The sequence below is a fragment of the Motiliproteus sediminis genome (assembly GCF_017912535.1).
In the GTDB taxonomy this organism is placed as follows: Bacteria; Pseudomonadota; Gammaproteobacteria; order Pseudomonadales; family Balneatricaceae; genus Motiliproteus; species Motiliproteus sediminis.
Map to the genome: position 1 here is coordinate 445,955 of NZ_JAERQK010000001.1, position 24,762 is coordinate 470,716.

The 24,762-nt window shown below is 53.7% G+C and carries 20 protein-coding genes; 5 read left to right on the plus strand and 15 right to left on the minus strand.

Annotation, left to right across the window (positions count from 1 at the left end):
• Positions 1-12: 12 nt before the first annotated feature.
• Positions 13-1,209, minus strand: a complete 1,197-nt coding sequence (locus JJQ76_RS02165) for a DegT/DnrJ/EryC1/StrS family aminotransferase (protein ID WP_210394978.1) — start codon at positions 1,207-1,209, stop codon at positions 13-15.
• Positions 1,199-2,146: a polysaccharide deacetylase family protein gene (locus JJQ76_RS02170; RefSeq protein WP_210394979.1), complete on the minus strand. Its 948-nt coding sequence runs from the start codon at positions 2,144-2,146 to the stop codon at positions 1,199-1,201. The genes JJQ76_RS02165 and JJQ76_RS02170 overlap by 11 nt, the downstream gene beginning before the upstream one ends.
• A 213-nt stretch (positions 2,147-2,359) precedes the next feature.
• Between JJQ76_RS02170 and JJQ76_RS02175 the strand changes: the two genes are divergently transcribed.
• The 5 genes from JJQ76_RS02175 (at position 2,360) to JJQ76_RS02195 (ending at position 7,839) form a co-directional block, all read left to right on the plus strand.
• Complete coding sequence (locus JJQ76_RS02175) at positions 2,360-3,592, plus strand: glycosyltransferase (RefSeq protein ID WP_246480074.1); 1,233 nt, start codon at positions 2,360-2,362, stop codon at positions 3,590-3,592.
• Positions 3,589-4,629, plus strand: coding sequence for a GNAT family N-acetyltransferase (locus JJQ76_RS02180; protein WP_210394981.1), 1,041 nt, complete (start codon positions 3,589-3,591; stop codon positions 4,627-4,629). The genes JJQ76_RS02175 and JJQ76_RS02180 overlap by 4 nt, the downstream gene beginning before the upstream one ends.
• 38 nt (positions 4,630-4,667) lie before the next feature.
• Positions 4,668-5,270, plus strand: a complete 603-nt coding sequence (locus JJQ76_RS02185; protein ID WP_210394982.1) for a glycosyltransferase family 2 protein — start codon at positions 4,668-4,670, stop codon at positions 5,268-5,270.
• A 307-nt stretch (positions 5,271-5,577) separates the two neighbouring features.
• Entirely contained in the window at positions 5,578-6,210 is a 633-nt protein-coding gene (locus tag JJQ76_RS02190) for a tetratricopeptide repeat protein (RefSeq protein ID WP_210394983.1), read from the plus strand.
• A 126-nt stretch (positions 6,211-6,336) separates the two neighbouring features.
• The gene (locus JJQ76_RS02195; RefSeq protein WP_210394984.1) at positions 6,337-7,839 is read left to right on the plus strand and encodes a lipopolysaccharide biosynthesis protein; all 1,503 of its coding nucleotides are present in this window, start codon (positions 6,337-6,339) and stop codon (positions 7,837-7,839) included.
• Positions 7,840-7,856: 17 nt separating this feature from the next.
• On the opposite strand, the gene JJQ76_RS18315 is transcribed toward JJQ76_RS02195, so the two are convergent.
• From JJQ76_RS18315 to JJQ76_RS02260, 13 genes are read right to left on the minus strand one after another with little or no spacing between them, the layout of a single operon-like run.
• Positions 7,857-8,750, minus strand: coding sequence for a glycosyltransferase family A protein (locus JJQ76_RS18315; RefSeq protein WP_210394985.1), 894 nt, complete (start codon positions 8,748-8,750; stop codon positions 7,857-7,859).
• A 47-nt stretch (positions 8,751-8,797) separates the two neighbouring features.
• Positions 8,798-10,294, minus strand: coding sequence for a polysaccharide lyase (locus tag JJQ76_RS02205; protein ID WP_210394986.1), 1,497 nt, complete (start codon positions 10,292-10,294; stop codon positions 8,798-8,800).
• A complete protein-coding gene (locus JJQ76_RS02210; protein ID WP_210394987.1) occupies positions 10,275-11,639 on the minus strand; it encodes a phenylacetate--CoA ligase family protein in 1,365 nt (454 codons plus the stop codon). The genes JJQ76_RS02205 and JJQ76_RS02210 overlap by 20 nt, the downstream gene beginning before the upstream one ends.
• 3 nt (positions 11,640-11,642) lie before the next feature.
• The gene (locus JJQ76_RS02215; RefSeq protein ID WP_210394988.1) at positions 11,643-12,953 is read right to left on the minus strand and encodes a putative O-glycosylation ligase, exosortase A system-associated; all 1,311 of its coding nucleotides are present in this window, start codon (positions 12,951-12,953) and stop codon (positions 11,643-11,645) included.
• The gene (locus tag JJQ76_RS02220) at positions 12,946-14,025 is read right to left on the minus strand and encodes a glycosyltransferase family 4 protein (protein ID WP_210394989.1); all 1,080 of its coding nucleotides are present in this window, start codon (positions 14,023-14,025) and stop codon (positions 12,946-12,948) included. The genes JJQ76_RS02215 and JJQ76_RS02220 overlap by 8 nt, the downstream gene beginning before the upstream one ends.
• The gene (locus JJQ76_RS02225) at positions 14,022-15,221 is read right to left on the minus strand and encodes a TIGR04063 family PEP-CTERM/XrtA system glycosyltransferase (RefSeq protein ID WP_210394990.1); all 1,200 of its coding nucleotides are present in this window, start codon (positions 15,219-15,221) and stop codon (positions 14,022-14,024) included. The genes JJQ76_RS02220 and JJQ76_RS02225 overlap by 4 nt, the downstream gene beginning before the upstream one ends.
• A gap of 2 nt (positions 15,222-15,223) precedes the next feature.
• Positions 15,224-16,213, minus strand: a complete 990-nt coding sequence (locus tag JJQ76_RS02230; protein ID WP_210394991.1) for a transglutaminase-like domain-containing protein — start codon at positions 16,211-16,213, stop codon at positions 15,224-15,226.
• Between the two features lie 10 nt (positions 16,214-16,223).
• Positions 16,224-17,552, minus strand: a complete 1,329-nt coding sequence (locus JJQ76_RS02235; protein WP_210394992.1) for a nucleotide sugar dehydrogenase — start codon at positions 17,550-17,552, stop codon at positions 16,224-16,226.
• Positions 17,549-18,772 (minus strand): TIGR03087 family PEP-CTERM/XrtA system glycosyltransferase, encoded by a 1,224-nt coding sequence (locus tag JJQ76_RS02240; RefSeq protein WP_210394993.1) that lies wholly within the window; start codon positions 18,770-18,772, stop codon positions 17,549-17,551. The genes JJQ76_RS02235 and JJQ76_RS02240 overlap by 4 nt, the downstream gene beginning before the upstream one ends.
• Positions 18,772-20,694, minus strand: coding sequence for an asparagine synthase (glutamine-hydrolyzing) (asnB, locus tag JJQ76_RS02245; RefSeq protein WP_210394994.1), 1,923 nt, complete (start codon positions 20,692-20,694; stop codon positions 18,772-18,774). The genes JJQ76_RS02240 and asnB overlap by 1 nt, the downstream gene beginning before the upstream one ends.
• Position 20,695: 1 nt before the next feature.
• Positions 20,696-22,648, minus strand: a complete 1,953-nt coding sequence (locus JJQ76_RS02250) for an XrtA/PEP-CTERM system amidotransferase (protein ID WP_246480024.1) — start codon at positions 22,646-22,648, stop codon at positions 20,696-20,698.
• Positions 22,599-23,786, minus strand: coding sequence for a TIGR03088 family PEP-CTERM/XrtA system glycosyltransferase (locus JJQ76_RS02255; protein WP_210394995.1), 1,188 nt, complete (start codon positions 23,784-23,786; stop codon positions 22,599-22,601). Before JJQ76_RS02255 ends, JJQ76_RS02250 begins: the two co-directional genes overlap by 50 nt.
• Positions 23,787-23,809: 23 nt before the next feature.
• Positions 23,810-24,739, minus strand: a complete 930-nt coding sequence (locus tag JJQ76_RS02260; protein WP_210394996.1) for an XrtA system polysaccharide deacetylase — start codon at positions 24,737-24,739, stop codon at positions 23,810-23,812.
• Between the last annotated feature and the right edge of the window lie 23 nt (positions 24,740-24,762).

Genomic DNA, 24,762 nt, shown 5'->3' on the forward strand with positions numbered 1-24,762 from the left:
TTTTAGCGACCTTCAGCCCACCGCTTTAAGCAACCGGTCGATCACCCAGTCTAGTTGTTGCCGGCTCATGGACTGATGGCAGGGCAGTTGTATCAACGACAGCCTCATCTGTTTGCTGATGTCACAGTCCGACAGCATCAGCTCTTCCCATCGCCACATCGGTACCCCCTGCAGTTTGAGTGTAGGAAACGTACGTTCAGAATCCGGCAGGAATAGTGGAAAAACGTAGGGCACCACCGCGTCTGGTAGCCTGTCGAACAGCAGTCGAAGGTCGGGCTGTTTGCTCAGACGGTCGAGGTAATAGTGGAAGTTATCCCGGCGCCTGCCCGCATTGGCCGTACAATCGCTGTGTTGGATCAAGGCGCGGGCAAACCATGTCGGCGCAGCGTAGAGCTGGTTCGGGTCAAACCAGTGGAACTCGTCCCGGTTCAGGGGGCGCAGCGGGTAATGAATAGGTCCCGGCAAAGTAACCGCTTTGATATCCCGGTCGCTTGGCAGCGGCTGGTTGTAGTTTCTGGCCATCTGCAACGTATGCAGCACGCTTTTAAGCTGTGCGCTCAGCGGTGCGGCGTTCAATGACGGTGGGCAGAACTGCTCCGCCGTGCGATTAATCACCAGCGCTCCGCCCTCTATTCCCGGGAAAAACTTCACCGTACTGGCGATAGCAACATCGCCAAAGCTGCCCAGCATCTGACCGTCGAGTGAACCAAAGAAAGCGTGCGCGCAATCTTCTATCAAGGCCAGTTGGTGTTGTCTGCAAAATGCCTGCAGCGAGGGCATCGGCTGAGGAAAGCCAAAAAAGTGAGGCGCTAACAGGGCTTTGGTGCGGGAGTTAACATGGGGTATCAGGTGCTGATCGAGAATCTGCAGCTTTTCAGTAAGCTGAAACAGCCGAATCTTGCCGCCCAGGAATATGATCGGCTCGAGCATCGAGCCGCAGTGATAGGCAGGGACCAACACTTCGTCGCCCGGGCCAATATTCAACGCCTTAAGGGCGTGAAACAGGGCAGTGCGGCCACTGCGAAAAAACTGCGTGTCCGCCGCCAGAAAGCGGCTGTGGTGGCCGTTTGCTCGGGAGGTACGCAGTAACCGGGGCTGAAGTTGCGGCAACATCGGGACCTTGGGTAAGGGGTAGCTCGCTGCGCAACTGGGCAGGTCATAGATGAGCGGGTGGGCTGCAGTGCTGTTCTCTTGCTGTTCAGGTGACATAGGGCATCTCGAAGAACCGGTTGCGTGCCAGCAGGCCCATAAATCCCAGCCGACTGTGGCGCCAAGGCGTGAAACGACGCAACTGAAACGGATCGGTGCTGGCCGTGTTGACTCCCCAGGCGGTACTGACAGCCTGACAATAGCCGGCGCCCTTGACTGCATCGATGACGTCACGAGTGTAGTCCTGCTCGGGCTTACCGTTGGGGTAGGCAAAGGAGCGGATCGGCATGCCGATAATCGTTTCCAGCAGTTGTTTGTTGGTGGTGATCTCGCGGCGACAGCTCTCTGTTTCAAGCGCTGCCAGAATCGGATGGCTATGGCTGTGTCCACCGATCTCCATCCCGGCCGCATGAATGCGTGCTATCTGCTCGGCTCCCATCATCAAGGTCGGAACCGGGGCTGTTTGGCAGAGCCGTTCGACTGTTTGCTGGCGCTTATCTGCTGGCTGGTGTTTGACCTGTTGCAATAAGCGTTCGACTGCCTGTGATAGCGGTTGATCGAGAATTGTCGTGGGCTCCAGGTCGACAGCGCGCAGCGCGGCGTCGTTGATAGCACCTATGCGTAGCGCCTCAATCAGACGGTCGTTCCACATGGCGCCACCATCTACGAAAGCGCTGGTCAGAAAGAAGGTGGCGGGGATGTTGTAACGCTGTAACAGGGGTAGGGCAACATCGTGGTTATTGGCGTAGCCATCATCAAAAGTAATCACCAGCGCCCGGGGCGGAAGCGTGCCTGCTTGCAGGTGGAGCATGGCGTCGTTCAGGGTAAATACGGCGAAATAGCGTTTGATGGTCCGCAAATGCTGCTCAAAAATAGCCGCCGTCGGTTCCGTGGGGCGCAGAGGGTCGAACTCGGCGACCACTTGATGGTAATTCAGGATGGTCAACAGATTACGACCGAGAAATTGGCCGAGCGTGAAACCAAGGGGCGAGATCATAACGACGGGGTCCGTTCTATCGCGTGTTGCTCTATGGTAGATCAACCGCGGAGCCGCGCAAACCTTTGCTGTTGCACCGCGGCTCACTGGGTAATACTGTATGAAGCTTCTATACTGTTTTCTCGTGCGTTGTATCTATGGTCGGCGCACTCACAGAGTGCTGGTCGAAAATAAGGAGATTTCTTGGCCTCGGACAACACCCGGTCGGCACTGATGGTGGCTTACCATTTTCCGCCGGCAGCCTTCAGTAGCGGTGTCCATCGCTTGGTTGCTTTAGCCAACGCACTGTCAGCACAGTGCTGGGATGTGTCGGTGCTAACGGTGCGCGAACAGCTCTATGAACGCACCGATGCGGCTGCTTTGGAGGCGGTTGATCCCCGTGTTCGTATTCTCCGCAGCCGAGCATACGATACCCGCAAGCACTTGAGTATCAAAGGTCGTTATCTACAGACGATGGCGCTGCCGGATACGCTGCAATCGTGGGTGCTTTTCGGATTGATAGCCGGATTGCGTCAGATTCGGCGTCAACGTCCAGCGGTTATCTTGTCATCCTATCCCATCGCCTCGTCTCACCTTCTCGCGTACTGCCTCCATCGTTTGACGGGCATACCCTGGATTGCGGATTTTCGCGATCCCATGGCGCAGGATGGCTATCCGAGCAATCGCGCGCAGTGGAAAAGCTTTAAATGGATTGAAGAGCGAGCGGCGAAACACGCACGTTTACTGGTGTTCGCGACCGATGGTGCGATGAACGAATACAGGCGGCGTTACCCTCAGGTTAGCGAAGAACGATGGGCAGTGATGAGTAACGGCTTTGATGGCGAACGGTACGCAGATATTGTTGCCGCTCCCAGAGCGGCCGATCGTCCAACTACTTTGCTCCATTCCGGCTTGATCTACCCGATGGAACGCAACCCTGAGGCACTGTTCAAAGCCCTGGGCCGACTGCAGCAGGAGGGATTCTTTAATAGCCATCCGTTACGGCTGACTCTCCGCGCTACCGGCCATGATACGGCCTACGCGCCGATGATTGCGGCGGCCGGTATCGACCAGATTGTCAGCCTGGAACCGCCGGTGCCGTACACGCAGGCACTGCAAGAGATGTTTGATGCTGATGCTCTGCTGTTATTGCAAGGTGCGGATTGTAATCAGCAGATACCGGCCAAAGCCTACGAGTACCTGCGGGCTCGCAAGCCGGTACTGGCGTTGACTGACCCTGAGGGCGATACGGCCCGTCTGCTTGCAGACAATGGAGTAGCGGCGATCGCGTCGCTTTACGACGAAGATGCAATCGCCGATGCGCTGAAGAACTTCTGCCTTAAGCTGCAGCAAGAACGCTTTGTACTGCCGGACCTTGAAGCCATTAACCGCTATGACCGGCGCACCATATCGGCTGAGTTTGTTGGTCATCTGGAATCGGTGTTAGCAAAGGAGTCTGCAGCATGAGGACCCCGTTGGCGGCTCAAGTAGCGTCGAATACCTGCTGGCGCTGCGTATCGGCTGCCTCGTTTGGGCAGTGGCACGCCGTCTGGGATGACCTCAATCAACGCTGTGCCAACAGCCCGGTATTGACAGCTGCCATGGTGGCTACCTCGCTCGAGGTTTTCGGCTCCGGAGATGAGGTGCTGATGATTGCCGGGCCAGAACAGCAACCGGTGGCCATGGGGGTGTTTGAGCGCAGTCGTTTCGGCGTTTGGAACAGTTTTCAGCCATCGCAAGCGCCCCTGGGGTTATGGCTGAACGACGGATCGGAATCACTACCTCAGTTGCTCACACTACTGATGAAAGCCTTGCCGGGGTTTACACTGCGGTTGGGGCTGACCCAGCTTGATCCCATGCATTATCCACGGCCAGAGGATGACGCTGGTTTGCATAGCTTCGATTATATCGATACTGCCCGAATCGATATGAGCGAGGGCGACTTTGACAGCTATTGGGCTGCTCGCGGCAAGAACCTGCGCCAGAACATGTCAAAGCAAAGCAATCGCTTGCAGCGAGAAGGCGTGGCGGAACAGCTGCAGTGTGTCACCGCGGTTGATGATATCGCCGCGGCGGTAGCTGACTACGGCATGCTGGAATCACGTAGTTGGAAAGCTGACAAAGGAACGGCTGTAGCCCCTGACAACGCACAGGGTCGTTTTTACACCCGTCTTCTGCAAACCTACGCGGCTACTGGCCAGGCCCGAATCTATCGCTACTGGTACGACCAGTCTCTGGTGGCGTGCGATCTCTGCATTGAGCAAGGTGGGGTGTTGGTAATTTTGAAAACCACCTTCGACGAGCAGCACAAGAAAACATCGCCTGCTTTTTTGATGCGCCGGGCTTACTTCCCCTCGCTGTTCGCTGATCCTCGAATTCGCTCTGTCGAGTTTTATGGTCGGGTTATGGAGTGGCATACTAAGTGGAGTGAGGATGTCAGAGGTATTTATCATCTGAATAAAGACAGTTCAGTATTACGAATTATTAAGCTGATGCGGAATTGAAATTAGTGCTAAATATTAACTAGGGTGATGGGGTCGTTATGATTACAGTGGTTATACCCTACTACCAGAAAGAGGGCGGCGTTTTAAAGCGAGCTTTACTGTCCGTTTATAATCAAAATCGCTTCGATTTGGTTAAAGAAATAATTGTGGTAGACGATGGTTCACCTGCTCCTGCGGCCAATGAGTTAGCTACCTTGCCTGTGGAGCTCGAGCGCAAAATTAGACTGATAGAACAGACGAATGGTGGTGTATCGGCAGCCAGAAACTCGGCATTAGATAATGTCGACGAAAGCTGCGAATATGTTGCTTTCCTCGACTCTGATGATGAGTGGAATCAATATCATTTAGAGTCATTCTATATTGCTTATAAAAATGGTTCCGATTTTTATTTATCCAATCATACGCAGTTAGGTGTGTCCATAGGTGCGTTCGAAAGAGCTTCAGCCATAAAATATGATGATCACATAGAAATTGATAATAATGTTTATATTTATCAAGGGAACATGATGGAGCAGGTTGTGGCAGCCAATGTGGTAGGAACATCAACTGCTATTTACTCTTTTCGTAAGTATTCTTCTCTAAGGTTTAGAGAAAAATATAAACGAGCGGGGGAGGATTATCTTTTTTGGCTAGATATTTAAAAGTCTATGCCCGTTATATGCTTTTGCTCTAAAGTAAATGTTAAATGTGGTAGTGGAGTTAATATATATGCGGGTGCTCGGTGGGGTAGTATTGCTTTGCAGGAACGGTTGCATGGCGAAATATTGTATAGAAGAGAAATTATTAATAAATATGATTTACCCCTTCGTGTTGAAGATATCGTAAAGTCAAAAATATTCAATGACAATAAATCTTTGCTAATTAATACCTTAGCCTGTTTAAGGCGAGGTTGTTTTCGAAGTGTTGGCGTTTTTTTTAAGGCTATTATTTATTAATTAAGAGGCTGGTATGAGAAGTGGGTTATTGTTTTTTACTATTTTTATATCTTCTCTGTCATTTGGGAGGCCCGATCCAAGTGTTTGTGAAATTATTATAGGAGAGCCTCTGTCCAACGCCTATGGGCCTTACGACTATACAAATATGGCACAACGAGATAAATTGCCGATAGTTTTAGGTGCTCATTTCACTTCAGAAGTTGAAAGGCTTGTAGCAGGTAATACCAGTACGGATCCATATGGAGATTTAAATTATACTTTGCGAGCCATACCAAACTATCATCGCGCGCTTTATGCTATTTCAAGATATGATTTACGTTATCCAGATAGAAATAAACAGTTGCAAAGAATGGGCGCAGAGTGCTTTTTCGAGAGAGCAGTCTATTTTAGTCCCCAAGATTATGTCGCCTATATGCTTTATGGGCTTCACCTTCATCGACTAAAACGATATCGAGAGGCTCTTGAATTTTATAAAACTGCACTAAGTTTAAATGACGTGTCTGCAGAGCTACATAATAATATCGGATTACTGTACTTCAATATGGGTGATATTGATAACGCGGATGTTCACGCACGCAGGTCGAAAGAACTAGGTTATCCATTAAACGGACTATCTGAAAAAATAAAAGCTAGCAGGGAGAAGTGATTATATCTGACTTTTATCTGCAGCTAAGTGCTCTGCTATGATCAGTCGTTCCCGCTTCTTGTCCTCTTAGATCTTGTTTAGTGTCGTATAAACTGATTTCACTCACACCATGAAGAGACCCCAGCATTGAGCATTAACCGGATGATGGCGCGTGGCGCCGCTTGGATGATTGCGTTAAGGCTTTTCCACCGCGGCATTGGCTTTATCAGCACATTGATCCTTGCTCGCTTGCTGCTCCCCGAGGATTTTGGCCTGGTGGCGATGGCTACGGTGTTCATGCACCTCCTTATGGCTGTTAGTGACTTCAGTGTTCATGTGCGGCTGATCCAGAAAACCGATATTGATACCGAGGATATGAACAGCGCTTGGTCGTTGCAACTGCTGGTAGGCGTTTGTCAAGGAACCATCCTGTTAATACTTTCTCAACCTATAGCGACTTTTTATAACGAGCCACGTTTGATCCCGGTCTTGCTAATACTTGCGTTGATTGCATGTATTAAAGGGTTAAAGAACATCGGAGTGGTGATGTTTCAAAGAGAGATGACGTTCAATAAAGACTTCACCCTTATGGCCATTCAGCGCGTGGCGATGTTTATAATTACCGTAGCTACTGCTGTTATCTGGCGTTCATACTGGGCTTTACTGGCGGGCATGCTGACCGGCGTGTTGACGGAATGCGGGTTGAGTTATCTGATGCATGCTCATAGACCTCGTTGGTGTCGCAGTCGTTGGGGAGAGATATTTCATTTTTCAAAATGGCTGATGTTAAATAATTTATTGGCCTTTCTTTCTAACAGAGCTCCTGATCTAGTTGTAGGTAGGCTTATTGGTCCGAAGGCAGTTGGTCTTTTCTCTGTGGGTTACGAGCTTTCAATGCTCCCGTCAACAGAGTTGGTAGCTCCCATTAATCGTGCGCTGTTGCCTGGTTTTTCTCGCAAGCGGGAAGAATCGGGAGGAGTGGAAAAAGTCTATCTAGATGTTTTAGGGCTGGTTGCACTGTTGGTATTACCTGCAGGAATAGGCATAGCTGCGACAGCGAGCGTAGTTATTCCTTTTTTATTGGGAAATAAATGGATTGAAGTGGTCCCTATAGTGCAGTATTTGGCAGTTTCTGGCGCGATAACAGCATCCTTCGCTAATAATTGGTCTGTTTATCTTGCGATAGGTAAACCTCATCTTACTACTATTATTTTATTAAGTACCGCCTTTCTTTTAGTTGCTTCTACAATATATGGATCGATAAGTGGTAGCGTAATAACGATAGCGCAGCTTTACCTTTTTTCTAACGTTTTTATGGCAATTGTTGGTGTGGTAATAATATTAAATACTATAAATGTTTCTTTTCGTGATTATGTTAAAGTTACTTGGCGCCCTATTGTTTCTTGTCTGATTATGTACTTTGTTGTTGAGGCATTTTTGGATTTGTTTTTTGATTATGAGTCGTTGGCTTTTGCATCCATCTGTTCAATTTCTGTTGGCTTCTTCTCCTATGTTCTAGCTATCTTGCTCATTTGGTATTTTTCAAGACGGCCTGACGGGGCAGAAGTGTGCGCAATAAATTTTTGTCTTGATTTTATTCGTAAGAAGAGCCCGGATATTGCGAATATATTGTCTCGTGCGATTAAATAATTTGTTTTCTTGGTGAGTTATACAATAGATTTAATAATGTGGCGCGTATAAGAAAGATATCTCAATCCATGAATGCTGTTAAGGCTTTTTATATGATGATGCCATGATTTCATATAGTCTCTCGTCTCTTTTTGTAGATATCTATTTGATAGGTGATGATGAATGTCTGATAATCGGTTAACTAGTTTTTTTCTATGCTTCATTGGCAGAGGTAGCTTAATTATCTTTTTTACAGCATCTATGGATCCTGAGAAATATGATTCACTAGTAGATAGCGACCCCGTTGATCCTATTATTCGATATGTAGGCTGATCGATAAAGTAGATAGAGCACTTCAGAGCTATTTTGAAAGCGAGATAAGTCCACTCATAGTGCTTAGCGTAATCGTCGAAGTAGGACTGATCTATTGAACTAGTGCGATATAATCCGCTACAGCTCGCTAGCCAGTTTCCGCTTTCCCTTGTTAAGTATGCTAGAGGGTCTTGTGATACTAGATTAAAGTCAGAAAAAACTTTACTTTCATCACCATTTGTTGTCATTCGATAACCATTTCCTACAACAACGTCTGTTGTGTTACTAGCTAGCATACAATCGAGCCGTTCTTTTACTGAATTATTTAATAGTTCGTCGTCGTCATCCAGAAAACAAAAAAATGGCGTCTTGACTTTACTCCGGCCTATTCTCAGTGCTTCTGGGAAGCTAGCAACTTCCGAGTAATAGTAATCAATAGCGGAGTCAGATTTTATCTTTTCAATTAAATCTTCGTCATATCTTGTTCCGTTTACTACAACACATATGTCACAAGAGATATCTCGCTGATTTCTTATGCTGTTTAATGCTCTTTCGAGAGAAAACCGCCTACTCCTCTCGGCCATGGTTGCTATGATAACTGTCACTTTATGATTCGACATAAGGCTATTTGAATCTCTTAAAAATTTCGGGATGAACAGATTTTAGATTAATTATGAGTTTTTTTTGTTGGGCCAATGTATTCGCTCGATATGACAAGGTTATCGATGTAGATGCTTTGCGCTGTGGCCGGCTTGGCTGTTCCACCGTGATAAAAATCGACCCAGATCGATTCAATCTTCAGCGCATCGGTGGAGCGGAAGCTTAGCCCCTGATAGTCCGCTACCAAACGGCCATCGATCCACGCTTTCAGTTCACCATCTGCGCTGCCCAGCGTATTTAGGCGTAAATACTGCTCAATGGCATACCAGCGGTTATTTGTTAACGCGCTCTCGGTGCTACCCCAGGAACGTTGATCGCCGTATGCCGAACCGCTATCAAGATGGTACAGGTAGCTGCCGATGGGGGTCAGCAAGCTGCCGAAAAGCTGGGTGCTATCCATAAAGGCGCCCCGCGCCGACCAGCCGTTATGGCCGTCAACTTCACGCCCGCCCCAGCCTGCGCGGCCGTATGTCCCCCCAAAACCGGGGAGCTTGCCGCCGCCCCGGTTAGAGTTCCAGTTGTCACCCAAGCGTAGATAGTATCGGAAGTAGAGCTCGGTCGGTTCGTAGCCAAGCAGTTGCTTTAGATAGATCTGTGCGGAGACTGCTGTATTTTGTGCGGGAGTGAAGTTGATTTTGAGCGCTCTACCAGACAGTGGGCTAAAGCGATTTTCTGCGTCTGACTCTACCGTTGGTACGCCATTCGGCGCGCGTAAGTTTCGCCAAGCTTTTTGCCAACCCGCGTTTTCGAATTTCTCAGCGTAGATGACTGCGGGGTGTTTCTCTATACCCAGGTCATACGGATAGCTTTTGGCAATGCCCTCTTCGACCTGGCTATGCGGTTGAGTTGCTATCCGGTAGATGCCTAGTTCGCTGCTGCCGAACTGCCGTTCGGTGGTGTTGAGTGTCAGGATGGCGTTTTCCACATGCTCGGGTTTGATGTCCGGCAGTGGGAAATGTAGAAGCGCATGATTGCCGCCACCCGCTTTGATGTAGGCCCGCGTGCCCAGCGATTTTCGCGTGCTGCTGGTTATGTAGGTATCTGCACTTGGTTCAGCGTAAAACACCTTACCCTCAGTTGTTGTCAGGCTTAACACCGGCAGGAGGCTGACGGAGCCCTCGCGAGAGATAAAATCTACGACTCCCGGCGAGCCTGGAGTACCTTTGAGCAGTATTCCCTGGTTGGAATCAGGCTCTGACAGCCACTGCCGAGCCAGATCGGTGATATCTGCTTCGAGAAACTGGCGGCGATCTTTATCCGGTACTTTGATTAACCCATACGGGACTTTTCCTTGGGCCTGGTCCAGGCGGTCGAACCAATCCCCCATGTGGTGCTGCCAACGGATCAGTCGGGCTAAATCGGAATAGGTGTGGTTTGTTCCACCCTCGGTTGCGTCGTTCCAGATCAAATGTTGGCCCGTTGCGTGACAGGTTGACGCGAACCACAGGCTGACAAGCGCCGTAACAAGCTTACCAGCGACAGGACTAGAGCGAGCTTTCGACATAGCGAAACTTTCCATTGGCAGTCGTCGGGAAGCCACATACTTCTTCGATGACAATGATCATGTCGGCTCCGAGGCGCGCTTTCATCCCTGACTCAATCCGGTCTACGCTAAGCGGGTCAAACACTGAGTTGACTTTCAGTTGCACGGTGACCTGATTCGGTTGAAACTGGGATATCTTGAACTGGTCGACCCCCTCGATCTCGCGTATCACATAGATTAACGCGAGGGCATGCACTTTGGCGCCATCGGTGGCGGTGATGAAATCTGTGGTACGCCCCTGTACCTCCTGCAGCAGAGGCAATCCGCGACCGCAGGCACAGACTTGATCAGATAGTCTTCCTGTATCTCCGGTGCGGTAGCGGACGAAAGGAAAGGCGGAGGTGGCAGTGTGGGTAATCACGATCTCGCCGGCGGTGCCCGGAGGGCAGAGGGTGCCATCGGCATCGACAATCTCAACCACGATATCCTCTGCGCTGATATGCAGTCCGCCTGCCGGGCACTGATGAGCAATAAAGCCTGCGTCCCGGGCGCCATAGCCGTTGGCCACAGGAGCGTCGAAGGCCGTTTCTATGGCTTCACGCTGGTGCGGGTAGAGCATCTCTGAAGTCGTAAAGACGACCAAGGTTCCCAGATTTCGCAGATTGACGTTCTGATCGGCGGCGGCGAGGGTGAGCTGATGAATCACCGAGGGATAGCCAAACACCATCCGCGGGCGCAGCCGCTGCAGCTCGCTTAGATAGTGGCGAATGGAGTCCGGCCTTAAGTCGAACGCAGGGATCAGGTGCGAGCGAAACAGGCGGTCACGCAACGCCTTTAATTGATCCTGTTTGCCTAGTTCCACCGGTGATCCCCAAATCACTGCCTCGACATCACCAATATCGACATTCCACCAGCGGGTCGCCCGCCATTTTGCTGCGACATCATGACTGATCCGGTCCATGCCCATATAGAAAATGAGCGGTTCACCACTGGAGCCACCGGTATTGTATTGCTGCAGTCGTCCGCTATTTTGGCTGATCATTTCTGCTTGCGCTTTTCTGATTTCGTCTTTGCTAAGCAGTGGCAGGCGTGCAAGGTCATCGACAGATTCGATAGCGTCCGGATCGACATTCAGGTTGGCGAATAGATCGCGATAGTACGGATTCGTGGTTGCAATTGTCCGTAGAAAAGCGCGCAGGTTGGCCAGTTGAAGTGAGGTTATCTCAGCCGGCGACAGCCATTGGGAGCGTTCAAGGGCGTGCAGCCGTGATCGGCTGTCGTGTCGTTTTAAGCGCTCGTGCAGGGGGAACAGAAGGTTGGAGACTAGCCGAGTATAGAACGGCGATGTGGCTTCTTTGCTAATCATCGGTCAGCTCTTTTCTTCGCTGGGTATGTCAGAGGGATGGGAGTGCGCGAATGGTTGGCCGGGCCGGGTGGCCCGAACACGATCACGCACCAGGTTCTCGACTGCGACCAGGGTAATAATGATGTGATAGGGCAGGTCAAAATACGCCAACCCCAGAAACGCGCCGCCGGTTCCAAAGGCCACTAAACTGCACTGTAACATGCGGGCCAGCGTACCTGCCCATTCATACTCGGGATCGTTCTTAACTAGCCGAATAGTGTTATTAGCGCTACGCCAGGTTAACCAACCGAGGATCAAGAATATCGTCAGACCGATAAAACCATGCTGCCCCATCATCTGAAAATAGATGCTATGGGAGTCGTGAACGTCGGTTGGATCGGGGGCGTACAATGCGAAGTTTTCATGGCTGGTCGCGGCGAATCCCCCGCCAAAGAGCTTGTCTTTGGCCAAATTGAACGCCATTTCCCACGCATTAAAGCGGCCTTGAACGGAACTGTCGTAATCTTCGCGGTCATCGGCGACGATGGTTGACATCCGTTCATGCCAGCTCTCCGGCATAGAAACAAATGCCACCGGTAACGCTAGGACAAAAATTAACGTGAACAGCATTTTACGCGGGCTTTTCAACCACAAGAATAATGCTACAGAAATCCCTGCTACCAAGGCGCCGCGGGAGTGAGTGCCCAGAATGGAGAAAACGCTGGTTAGGATGACGGCGAGCAGTCCCAACTTAATCCAGCGGTTTTTACTCTGCAGAATCAGATAAGTGAGTATGGGAATATTCATCAACAAGGTGAGCCCCAGCTCATTATTCCCCTCAAAGAATCCGCCGGGAGGCCCCCATACACGGGATTCACCACCGCGGGATATAGTGAATAACCCGCCTTTAAAACCATAGAAACCTATACTGGCCGCAATCACCCAAAGAGTCTGTTCAATTCGTGCGCGGCTCGTTAACAAAATGTAAATCACGAACGTGATCAGTTGTATTTTAAGTACCTTGATAAACTGGTCCACCTTGAACGCATCCGGTGGCGCCACGAGTGTGGTGATGGACATCCACACCAGCAACACGATTATCATCGTGATGGGGGGACGTAGCGGTGCTGTTTTTGGTTCTTTGCTAAGGGCGAACGCCGCCAGGAAACAGAGGGCAATCACCATAGCAACCGGCAATTGATTGACAAAGCCCCAGCCCAGCCGATGGGGCACCATGTAACTGATCCAGCACCACATCAACGCGCCGATAAAGGGGCGGCGGAAAATAAACGGGATTGAGCCAAAGATAATAAGCGCAACAAGGAGGTCACGCATGGGCGTTTCCTCCGCTTACCTGATGGTAAAGTTGCTCCCACTGCGGTACAACCGTGTCGGCGGTAAAACGCTGTACTTCGGCATATCCTGCCTGGCTAAGACGGTGGCTGAGTTCAGGGTCGTCCAGCAGGCGTTGCACGGCGGTGGCCATGGCATCCACATCCTCCACCGCAACCATTAAAGCGGTGCGCCCGTCCTCCACCAGATGAGGAATACCGCCGGCATCGGTGGTGACAACGGGCACGCCGCAAGCCATTGCTTCGAGGAGCGAGTTCGGCATGTTGTCGGCGGTGGTCGGGTTTAGCAGGATGTCAGCACTGGCATAGAGCTCTGCCATCTGTTCGCGATCCAGGCGTCCGCAAAAATGTACCCGCTCGCTTATGCCAAGGTCTGAGGCGAGGACTTCGAGCTCTGCTCGTTGCGGGCCGTCGCCGGCCAGACTGAGTCGGGCATCCGCATGACGCTCAAGCAGTCTTGCCAGCACATGGAGGGCGTGGTGGTTGCCGTATAGCGGTTCCAGATTGCGCGCCACTATGATGTGCGGTCCCGGAGCTTGCAGCGGGCGTGGCCGAAACTGAAAGCGTTGCACGTCGATAATATTGGGAACGACCTTGCTGCTGATCTGATAGCGGGCAAACACCTGTTGCAGGAAAGTGCTGGGCACGACCAGCGCTGCGCAGTACTGCAGGTTGCGTTTGAAACGCCCGACTGCTTTACGCAAGAACTGGTCTGCCAATCCGCCTCGATAGTTAACCACTGCCGGTACACCGCAGCGCGCCGCGATCCGCAGCGCCGGGGCGGCAAACAGGTGCCAGGCCCAGCCCGAGTTGGCCATAATGTGGACCACGTCATGACCGGCAAGTGCTTTACTCAGATGCTGGCGATAGGGGATGAGCCTGAATAGCGCGCGAAGCACAGGTAGATGGCCGATCCAGGTTGGCCAGTAGGGTGGGTTGACGGCGATCAGGGTGACTTGGTGCCCTCGTTGTTCCAGCAGATCCCGCAGCTGCAGCGTCTGCATCGCCATGCCCCCATTGGGCGGCGGTATCGGGCCGACCAACGCGATTTTCATCGTGTCATCAGCCTTTCGTAGACCTGTTGAATCGGTGCCACACAGCGGCTCCAGCAGCGCTCGGACTCGACATAGCGGCGACCATTATTGCGTAGTTCTTGCCAGCGCTGAGGTTGTAGTAACAGTTCTATGGCGGCTTCAGCCAAGGCGGATGGATCGTTAGGGCGGAACAGCAGTCCGGTTTGCCCCGGTTCTATCATTTCCCGGTGGCCGCCGATATCTGATGCGATCACGAGACCGCCGTTGGCCATCGCCTCCAGCGGCTTCAGCGGGGTGACGATTTCGGTTAGCAGGATCGACTCGCGGGGGTACACAAACAGATCGACCAGGTTGTAAAAATCATTGATCTGGCGGTGTGGGACACGGCCGGTGAAGGTGACACGGTCGGCTAGCCCAAGGTCAATGACCTGTTGTTTGAGCGTAGCTTCCTCTTGGCCGCCTCCCACCAGCAGCAGGTGAACAGCCGGCAAGCGGGCGGCGATGGCGGGCAATGCGTCGATCAGCAGGTGAAGACCTTCGTAGCGATAGAACGAACCGAGAAAGCCCAGTACGGTTTTGTCTTGTAGCCTGTACTCCTGCTTCAGAGGCTCGGCTGCCTGACGTTGATTACTGAAGGCAGAAAGGTCTACTCCGTTGGGCACCACGGTGATGCGGCTGTCATCGACACCCCACTGTTTCACTCGACCAGCGAGGCCATTGCAGATGGTGACCACATGGTCTGCGCGGGCTAGGGCGCGCTTTTCCAAGGCTTGGCTGAGACGGTAGCGCAGACTCCCCTGGCGACAAGTGCCATGACTGACTGCGGCGTCCTCCCATGAGGCACGCATCTCATAGACCAAGGGCAAACCGAGGCGTCGCGCCACCGTCGCTGCGGCCAGCGCATTAAGCGAGGGCGAGTGGGCATGGAGTATATCCGGGCGAATCTCTTCTACCAGTGTCTGCAGCCGGTGCTTCAGTCCACGGATGACATCATACTGGTTGAGAATAGGCATGCGAGCCATCGTGCCGGGACGGGTTCGATAGAACTGCCAGCCATCGATCTCTTCAACCGACTCATCGCTATCATAGTGTTTGCTACTGGTGACCTGCCAGGTATCAATACCCAGGCGGCGTTGTTCGCGCAAAATCGCCAGGCTGCGAAAAGAGTAGCCGCTGTGCAGTGGAATCGAGTGGTCAAAGATGTGCAGTACGCGCATGGCTATCCTTGTTGTCTACTCAGCTGTCGGTGGCGCACCAGCAGGGCGATGAGTAACAGCCCCAGTATCACCTCTGCCGCCAGTGCAGCCAGCAGGCCGTTTTTCAGCGTGTTCATCGTCTGTCGTTGAGCAGTATTGCTGGCAGTTTCAATGGGGCGAATAGTGGGGTGCAGGCCCAGTGTGATCGCGGCCAGTTGTTCCAATGAACGCGAAATGGGCACCACAAGCTTGATCAGCGGGTGGGCGTCGTAGCTCAAGCTGTCGTTACCCCACCACAGGTAGAATTCGTTCTTGCCCCTGCGGTAATAGGCGAGTGCATCGGCGTTGCTGGGGAACAGAAAACGCCCCTGCTGCAGACGATGAACGGTGATATCGAGATTGTTGTCCAGAGCATCGTGGAATTGGGCGACCGACAATGGCTGGTCGTTACGACTGACGTAGAAACCATGGAAAATATCGATGAACACCCACTGTTGCCACTCTGGCACATAAAACTCACTGAAGGCATGTCCCCAGCCGCCGTAACCGTCGAACGACAGCCCCCACTCCCGGCTGTCGATCCCAGCAGCATACGTCAGCGCGTTGAATACCTGAGTGTAGTCGGAGCAGTAGCCCTGGCCGGTAGACTGTATCTGCTGCAGAGTCGTGACGGTGTCTTTTTGGATTGGCCTGCCACGAGGTCCTTGTTGACGCAATGCGTTGGCGAGTGCGAGCCCGCGTTCCCAGGTGTTGTCAATTGTTTGCATGGGGGCGACAAAGCGCTGAACAGCCTGTGGCACGAGACCTTGATCAACCGAAAAGGAGGCCGGACGTTCCGCCGGCGTCCAGGAGAAATCTTGGGGGTGGCTAGGCTCGATCAGCAACGCGTTACGCAGACGGGCTACCTCTTCGGTGGTGCCGAGCTGCCCCGGCATCGCCTGTACGATGACCCAACCCGCGGGGATCATCATCGCCAGTAGCACGGCGGCAGTGAGGAGTCTGACTCGGACCATCAACTATCGGTTACCACGCCAGACCGTGATAGTTGCAATTTAGCTGACCGCGATCAGGCATGTTGACCAGGTCCAGCAGGATCTGGTCAGGTCGAATCTGTTGACGCACGATATCCAGCAACTCCTTGTCTCCCAAGCCAACAATAACAATATCGGCGTTTGCCAACATGGCGCCCAGATCGTTGCGCATCAGGCGGCCGATATGGGGGATCGACTCTTCGATAAAGCGTTTGTTGGCACCAATAAGGTTGGAGAGGTTGACCTCAGGATCGAAAATCTCCAGCTCCATGCCTTTACCGATCAGCTGTTCGGCCAGCTCGACCAGGGGGCTTTCGCGCAGGTCGTCGGTACCGGATTTAAAGCTCAGGCCCACTTGGGCCACTCTGCGCAGGCCGTGGTCGTTGCGCCAGTCGCGAATCTTGTCAAGGGCTCGGTTGAGGTGCACCTCATTGGAATGCAGGACATGGGACAGCATCGGTATGATGACATCACGCTGCTTGGCTTGAAACTGCATCGCGCGCAGGTCCTTGGGCAGGCAGGAGCCACCGAACGCATAGCCGGGTTTCATGTATGCGGGTGAGATGTTGAGCTGTCGGTCTTGGCACAGCAACGCCATGACCTGGTGGGGATCCACACTGAGCGCTTCACAGAGTCGTGCCACTTCGTTGGCGAAGGTGATTTTTACTGCGTGGAAGATGTTGCAGAAGTACTTGAGGGTTTCCGCGGTGGCTATGTCGGTGCGGTGAAACTCGCAGGGGAGGTGGTCAAACAGCGCCTGAAGCTGGCTGAAAGCGCGCTCGCTGGAGCCGCCGATAATGGTAAACGGCGGTTGGTCATAGTCCTTGATCGAGCTGCCCTCGCGCAGGAATTCCGGTTGAAAACAAACGTCAAAATGCTCGCCCTGGGTGCTGTCTGTGATCTGCTCCAACATCGGTATCAGGGTTTTTTCGACTGTACCGGGGATCAGGGTTGAGCGAAACACAATGGTGTGGGGTGTGCCTTTTGAGGCGATGGCTTTGCCCAATTGCTCGGTCAGCCGTAACACCGCGCGCTGGTCCTGGTCACCATTGGTTTGTGATGGGGTGCCAACGCAGACAAAGCTGATGTCGGTCTGGTTGATGGCCTCGGCGACGTCGTCGGTGACAATTATCCTTCCGGATGCCACTACGTTAGCCATCAACTCTGGCATACCCGCTTCAATGATGGGGGAGCGGCCGCTGCGGATCAGCTCCAGCTTGGTCGGATCGATGTCGACACCGATCACCTCATGACCGTCACGGCCCAGACACGCCAGAGAGACTGCGCCGACGTAACCCAGTCCGAAAATACTGATCCTCATAACCCGGCTTCCTTTGCTGTGGTTTCCATGGGGGGGTAGCTCACACACTTGGCGATGATAGCATCCAGACGTCGCATCGAGGCAGCCCAATTGTGATGCTCAAGCACTCGTTCACGGCCCGCCTCTGCTAGACGCTGGCGTTCGCATGCATTTTGCATTAGCTGCAGCAGCGCTGCGGCCGTAGCTTGCGGACTGTCAGCCTGCAGAAAGTGATCGCCGGGCACGGCGTCGATGCCGCCGGCTGCGGCGGTGCTGGTGACCACCGGCACTCCCATCGCCATCGCTTCCAGAATTTTGTTTTGAGTACCGCGTGCAATGGTCAGTGGCGCGACCATTGCCGCGGTGCGGCGGACGTAAGGACGCACGTCGTCAACCGATCCGGTAACGGTGACCCCGGGAAGCTCGCCCAAGGCCTGTATCTCTTTGCTGGGATCGGCGCCAACGATAAACAGTTTGGCCTCGGGGTCCTGTTGCTGAATCAGTGGCAGGGTGTCGCGGCAAAAGCTCAGCATGCATTGCTGATTGGGGTAGTAGTCCATGCGGCCGATAAACGAAATGGCATGGGGGTCGTAGTCACCCCCATCGGGGGCGAAAAAGCTGCTGTCGACGCCGTTGGGGAACCAGTCAGTGTCTACGCCGGTGGCATAGTCTTTAAGGGTTTGCCACTCAGCGCGGGTGGTACAGGTGCAAAGGTCGAACTGCCGGGCCAGGCGTTTTTCCTCCGCCTCGAGCTTGGTGCCTTCGAGCCAGTAGCCCAGATTCAGAGGAAACGGTTTATGGCTGACGTAGCTGAGCCATTTTTGTGAATCCATGTCACCAAAATCCAGAATTTTGGGAATGCCCGTCACATCGGTGACGTACTGGGCTACTGACGAGCAGTGAACAAAGATCAGGTCGAACGCCTCCTGTTTGAGCAAGGTGTTGATATGACGCTGAAGCTTGGCTGAGTAAAAGTAACCCATCGATGATGGTGTAGTGAGGGGCAAGCGCGCGACCATACGGGCGGTTTGCACTTTGTTGTCCACCGCGGCCATAAACGCTGCTTCGCAAAACTGTTCGATACCAACGGTTTCTTCTGCTTCCTGTTCGTTGCGAACCAACGAACAGACCCATACCCGGTGACCCTGCTCAGTGAGGTGGCGGATCATGTTGAACGGGCGGATCTTGCCGCCTCGCTTGGGGGGGTAGGGGAACCGGTGGCAGACATAAAGGATATTCACTAAATCGCCTCCTTGAGCTCGGCGCTGATATCTTCGCTGCTGCTGCCATCGAGGTACAGGCGGCACCAGATTTCCAGATTCATCAACGCCAGCAGATGGTCGGTATGGTCAGCGCGGTTACTGTCGTGCTGCTGCATGGTGCGTTCAACCGCACTCCAGTTGAACAGTCCACGGCTCTCGATCCGTTGCCGATTGAGCAGACAGGCACGCAAGCCGGCAAGTTCTGATTTCAACCACGCCCCCATGGGGGCGCCGAAGCCCCGCTTGGCGCGGAACAGAATATCGTCCGGCAACACGCCTTTGAATGCCTGCTTGAGGACACTCTTGAGCTCGCCGCCCTGCAACAGCACGGATTCCGGGATGCCGGTGGCCAGTTCTACCAGCTCTCTGTCCAGCAACGGCACGCGGCATTCAAGCGACGTCGCCATCGACATCTTATCGGTAAGCATGAGCAGATCGTCGGGTAGCTGGGTTTGGCGATCCAGATCAAACATCCGCCACAGCGGATCAACATCGCTGTTATCCCGCATCAGGGTGGCGCACCGGTTGGGGTAGTGGGCGGGTTCAGCCAACAGCTGTTCTTGAACCTCTGGACTGAACACCTCCAGATAACTCTGGTAACGGGTGGCAAAATCACATTCGGCGCTGGCAACGAAAGAACGTGCCAGGCGCATATAGTTGAGCCACTTGGAGTGACGGTCAGAGGGTAGGTTTCGTGCCAGCGGAGCGATTACGCCACGGCGTATCCAGCGCGGCAAACGCTGGTAACGTTGTGCGTACCGTTCGCCGAGATAGCGTCGGTAGCCGGCGAACAGTTCGTCGCCGCCGACACCGGAAAGAATCACGGTGACATCTTTGCGGGCAAACTGCGACACCAGATAGGTGGTGATGTAGGCGCTGTCAGCGATAGGCTCATCCATATGCCATAGCAGGCGTGGCATAAGGGTAACGATATCGGGGCGCACCATGATCTCTTGATGAGCCGTGCCGAAAAGCTCAGCTACGCGACGTGCATAGGGCAGTTCGTTGTAAAAGCGTCCAGCTTTGCCGGTATCAAAGCCGATGGCGTAGGTACGTACCGGCTGCTCGCTGTATCGGCTCATCATCGCCACTACCGCGCTGGAATCTATGCCGCCTGACAGGAATGCGCCGATCGGAACGTCACTGATCATCTGCCGCTTCACTGCCCGTTCGGCGGTGTCCCGCACCCGCTCGGCCCACTCCGCGGGGCTGCCGGCTTGCGGTCGGTAATCCGGCCGCCAATAGCAGCGTGTGTGCATGCGGCCGTTTTCAATGACCAACTGGTGCGCGACCTCAAGCTTGTGCACTCCCTCGAACAGGCTGTACGGGGCTGGCACGTAGCCAAGCTGCAGGTAAGGAGAGAGAGCCTTTAAATCAATGGCGGCGGTGAAGGGTTCCAGCGCCATGATCGCTTTGATTTCGGTGGAGAAGGCAAGCCAATCGCCCTGCTGGGCGTAATAAAGCGGTTTGATACCGAGCTGATCACGCGCAATCAGTACCCGTTGCCGCTGCCGATCGTGCAGGGCGAACGCGAACATGCCGTTAAGGTGATTAACGCAATCATCACCGTACTCCTCGTAGAGGTGAACAATCACCTCGACATCGGAACCGGTAGCGAACTGATGGCCGCGTTCGGCAAGCTGGGTACGGAGTTCGCGAAAATTATAGATCTCACCGTTGCATACCAACGCCAAGGTGCCGTCTTCATTGAAAATCGGTTGATGGCCGCCGGCAAGGTCAATGATCGATAAGCGCCGCATGCCGATGCCGACCGCTCCATCACAACTGGCGCCGCTGTCGTCCGGCCCCCGGTGTTGGGTGACATCTCCCATCCGCTGAAGCCAGCTGGGGTCAACAGATTGCTGACCGCTAACGCTAATGACGCCGTGGATACCGCACATTTCAGCCGGCCTCGCGCTGCAGGAAACGCTGGAACATCAGCAGCGTCCACAATGATGCGCTGTTGTCTCGTTGGCCGGACAGGTGGCTATCGACCAGCCAGCGTAAGGTGGTGGGATCAAAGAGCCCGCAGTCGAGCATAGTGGTGCCGAGCAGGTCTCGATGAAGTCGATCCTTTAAAGGCCCTCTGAACCATTGAGCCAATGGAATCGCAAAACCCATTTTCTGACGGTACAACACATCGTCCGAGAGACGCCCCGTGAGTGCTTTTTTGAAGACGGCTTTACCTTCGGTTCCCTGTAAACGGGACTCCGGAGCGATCCCGGCTGCCCACTCGACAAACTTGTGGTCAAGAATTGGCACCCGGACTTCAAGACCATGGGCCATGGAGGCGCGGTCGACCTTGGTCAGGATGTCGCCTACCAGATAGGTTTTCATGTCCAGGTACTGAACCTGCGACAGCGGGTGATCCGTGGGGCAGTTGTTGGCATGATGGCGGAACACCTCTTTGCTGGTATATCCCGCAAGCTCGCGCCGGAATGCGCTGCTGTAGAGCCGTTGGCGTTCGTCCTGACGCAGGATGGACATGCTGTTGAGGTAACCCTCTACCCAGTCATAGGACATCGATTGAAAGGTGGTTTTGCCGCGCAGCACCCGTGGCGCCCAATCCAGTTTTGGGTAGGCTCTGCCCAGCGCACCGAACAGCGGCCGTCGTAACGATAACGGCAGCATCTGCCGGATCCGTTCCTCTTTCAGGTGCCAGCGGTAGCGCCGGTATCCGGCCATCAGTTCGTCGCCGCCATCGCCCGATAGCGCCACTGTTACCCGTTCGCGCGCTAATTGGCAGACACGATAGGTGGGCATCGCCGAGCTGTCGGCGTAGGGCTCATCGTAAAGATCAGCGAGCTTGTCGATCAGATCAAAGTCGTCGGCGCTAACGGTTTTGACATGGTGGTTGGTGTGGTAGCGATCGGCGACTTCCTGGGCATAACGGGTTTCATCAAAGCTGGCGATATCGAAGCCGATGGAGCAGGTGTTGACCGGTTCTTGCTGCAGCTCGGCCATCAGCGCTACCACGCCGGAGGAATCAACGCCGCCCGACAAAAATGCGCCCAGAGGCACTTCAGAGATCAATCGGATTTTAATCGCTTCGCGCAGGCGTTCGATCAACTGTGACTCGAGTTCTTCACCGCTGACAAGCTGCTGGTCCATGGGGACGTCCCAATACTGCTGCGGCAGGAGCGGTGCTTGCCCCTCCTCGATCAGCAGGGTGTGCCCGGGTTCCAGCTTATGTACACCCCGATAGATGGTTTTGGGCTCGGGGATGTAGCCCAGGGTAAAGTAGTCTTCAACGGCGTAGGGGTCGAATTCGCGCGGGCACTCAGGATGTTGCACCAGTACCTTGAGTTCTGAGCCGAAGATCAACTGGCCCGAGGGAAGCAGGCTGTAGAAAAGCGGTTTGATACCCAGACGGTCGCGGGCCAGAAACAGCTGGCGGTGGTCTTTATCCCAGATGGCAAAGGCGAACATGCCACGAAAGCGCTTGACGCAGTCTGCGCCCCACTGTTCCCAAGCATGCACGATGGTTTCGGTATCGCTACGCGTTTTGAACTGGTGCCCCAGTGCGGTTAACTCTTCTGCCAGCTCGGCATAGTTGTAGATCTCTCCGTTAAATACCACACAAACCGATCCGGTTTCGTTATAGATCGGCTGGTGCCCGCCAGAGAGATCGATAATCGACAGTCGGCGGTGGGCGAGGCCGATACCCGCGTCGAAGTGATAGCCGTCATCATCGGGACCGCGGTGGGCTTGCACGGTGTTCATTCGTGCCAGTAGTGACTGATCAATCGGTGACTGACTGGCTCGGTTGAATATTCCGGCGATACCGCACATGGTGTCGTTATCCTTAACGGTTGGACCGTAACAGTTGCTGATAAAGGGTGTGGTAACGTGCAACCATACCCTCGATGCTAAATTCCCTGAGAGCCCGTTGACGAGCCTGGCTGCCATGCTGCGCTATTTGTGCCGGTGCGTCCAGATAGCAGCACAGCGCAGTGACAAGTTCATCGATGTTGTCGTTGGCTATGATCTGCCCACACAGGTTGTGCTCAACCAGCTCTCGAGCACCGCCAACATCAGTGGTGACTACCGCCAACCCGCAGGCTAAGGCTTCCAGGATGGTGTTGGAAATGCCCTCGGCGAGTGATGGCTGAACATACAAATCGAAGCGCTGCATCTGTCGCGGAATATCATCACAGGCTCCTAGCATGTCACAGTATTGCGACAGTTCGTGTTGCGCGATTAATGCTTGCAGTTGGGCTTTGAGGGGGCCGTCGCCAACGATGACCAGGCGCATGCGATTCTGCCAGTCTGGGCGGCAGGCACGCAGTTTGGCAAAAGCGCGGATCAGTAATGCGTGATTCTTGACGCTGGCCAGGCGCCCTACAGTACCGATCAACAGAGGGCGCTGCGGCGAAAAAACGTTCAAATCCTGCTCTGCGGGCAGAAAACGTTGGGTATCAACACCATTGCAGATGCGCTCAATACGGTCAGACCGGATACCTATTTTTTGTTGAAGATAATCCACCCCCTCATTGGACAGGGCTATGTAGCGATGAATCAGGGGGCTGAAAACCTTTCTGAGCAGTGCTGGCTTGAAACGCTGGCTGTCTGTTAGGGAGTCCCAACCATGCTCGCCATGAATACGAGCCGCAACACCGGCCCAGCGCGCAGCCAGTTGGCATTCCAGCGTGGCCAGGTTGCGGCTATGCACTATGTGCGGCTGAAGCGCGTCCAGTAGCCGCTTTAATCGATAGAGGTAACCAAGCCCCTTGCCCGGCGGTTTATGCAACGCGTGAATCCGGGTGTTCGGATGGTGCACACGAGTGAAAAAATCGGGGTTGAAGTCGTCCAGACAGATAATGTGGTGACGATAACGGTGATGTGGCAGGTTGTTGATAATGTTAACTATACCGTTCTCCAACCCCCCAACATCGAAGCGATAGACCAGATGGGCCACCGTTGCCACGGGGCCCTCTGTCTCCTGATCAGGGAGGGCGGTAGAAAAGTCCTGCTGGTTTGAAATCCGTGTCAAGATGTCTGTCCGTCTTCTCTTCGCTAAACAACTGTATCAGATTGACGTTGAACGTGGGCGGTGTCTTGTCGGGCCGCAAACCGGGGAATGCCGGGATTGGCCTTGGGGTCAGCTAAATGGTTTTGTATGACGGGCAGGGCATTCATGGGCGCCCAGTTAAAGTCGTGGAGAAGGCGCTGCAGGCGGGCTTCTGTTTTAGCAAGATTCAAATAGTGGCGGAACCGTGATTTGGCCGAGGCGCCTATAATTCTGGGCTGTCCCGGGTCCAGCTCCCATGGGTGAAGATAGAAAATAGCCGGCGAGTTCAGTTCGGTGGCGCCTTTCTGCATTAAGTGACGAAATAATCGATACGGAAACAGGCGAAAGTAACCGCCGCCAGCACAGGGGATGCGCTTGCCGGCGATAGAGCAGGTGGTTACCGGGACCTCTAGCAGGCCGTTATCCCACACGAAGGGCGTCCGGGGAGCATCAGGGTAGCCGTAGAGGTCGTGGTTGACTGGGTTGATGCTCGAGCTGTAACGATAGCCGGCTTCGCGCAACGCATCTTGCGCCCATGGGGTGTGTTGGCTGAGAGAGAAGCTGGGCGCTCGGTAACCTTCTACGGCAGCGCCGGAAAGGTCTTGCAGTAGCTTGCGTGACTGGGATACATCCTGATGATACTGCTGGCGCTCTAGCGCATTGATTCGCTGGTGCCCGAAGCCGTGGCTGGCCACTTCATGCCCTTCGCTGGCAATTAACTTGATTAGCTCCGGGTAGCGCTCCGCGACCCAGCCCAGAACAAAAAAAGTAGCGTTGATATCGCGCTCAGACAGCAGTGCCAAGAGGCGGTTGACGTTATGCTCTACTCGAACCTCGTGCCTGTGCCAGCTGTCCGCCGGGCACTGGCGTTCAAACGCCGCGACCTGAAAATAATCCTCCACGTCGATGGATAACGCGTAGGGTGAAGACTTCATGGTTGATATGGGGCTGCTTTCCG

Excerpts from the sequence above, each read along its gene's own strand:
- JJQ76_RS02165 (WP_210394978.1), bottom strand. The coding sequence starts at position 1,209 with ATGTCACCTGAACAGCAAGAGAACAGCACTGCAGCCCACCCGCTCATC.
- JJQ76_RS02170 (WP_210394979.1), bottom strand. The coding sequence starts at position 2,146 with ATGATCTCGCCCCTTGGTTTCACGCTCGGCCAATTTCTCGGTCGTAAT.
- JJQ76_RS02175 (WP_246480074.1), top strand. The coding sequence starts at position 2,360 with ATGGTGGCTTACCATTTTCCGCCGGCAGCCTTCAGTAGCGGTGTCCAT.
- JJQ76_RS02180 (WP_210394981.1), top strand. The coding sequence starts at position 3,589 with ATGAGGACCCCGTTGGCGGCTCAAGTAGCGTCGAATACCTGCTGGCGC.
- JJQ76_RS02185 (WP_210394982.1), top strand. The coding sequence starts at position 4,668 with ATGATTACAGTGGTTATACCCTACTACCAGAAAGAGGGCGGCGTTTTA.
- JJQ76_RS02190 (WP_210394983.1), top strand. The coding sequence starts at position 5,578 with ATGAGAAGTGGGTTATTGTTTTTTACTATTTTTATATCTTCTCTGTCA.
- JJQ76_RS18315 (WP_210394985.1), bottom strand. The coding sequence starts at position 8,750 with ATGTCGAATCATAAAGTGACAGTTATCATAGCAACCATGGCCGAGAGG.
- JJQ76_RS02205 (WP_210394986.1), bottom strand. The coding sequence starts at position 10,294 with ATGTCGAAAGCTCGCTCTAGTCCTGTCGCTGGTAAGCTTGTTACGGCG.
- JJQ76_RS02210 (WP_210394987.1), bottom strand. The coding sequence starts at position 11,639 with ATGATTAGCAAAGAAGCCACATCGCCGTTCTATACTCGGCTAGTCTCC.
- JJQ76_RS02215 (WP_210394988.1), bottom strand. The coding sequence starts at position 12,953 with ATGCGTGACCTCCTTGTTGCGCTTATTATCTTTGGCTCAATCCCGTTT.
- JJQ76_RS02220 (WP_210394989.1), bottom strand. The coding sequence starts at position 14,025 with ATGAAAATCGCGTTGGTCGGCCCGATACCGCCGCCCAATGGGGGCATG.
- JJQ76_RS02225 (WP_210394990.1), bottom strand. The coding sequence starts at position 15,221 with ATGCGCGTACTGCACATCTTTGACCACTCGATTCCACTGCACAGCGGC.
- JJQ76_RS02230 (WP_210394991.1), bottom strand. The coding sequence starts at position 16,213 with ATGGTCCGAGTCAGACTCCTCACTGCCGCCGTGCTACTGGCGATGATG.
- JJQ76_RS02235 (WP_210394992.1), bottom strand. The coding sequence starts at position 17,552 with ATGAGGATCAGTATTTTCGGACTGGGTTACGTCGGCGCAGTCTCTCTG.
- asnB (WP_210394994.1), bottom strand. The coding sequence starts at position 20,694 with ATGTGCGGTATCCACGGCGTCATTAGCGTTAGCGGTCAGCAATCTGTT.
- JJQ76_RS02260 (WP_210394996.1), bottom strand. The coding sequence starts at position 24,739 with ATGAAGTCTTCACCCTACGCGTTATCCATCGACGTGGAGGATTATTTT.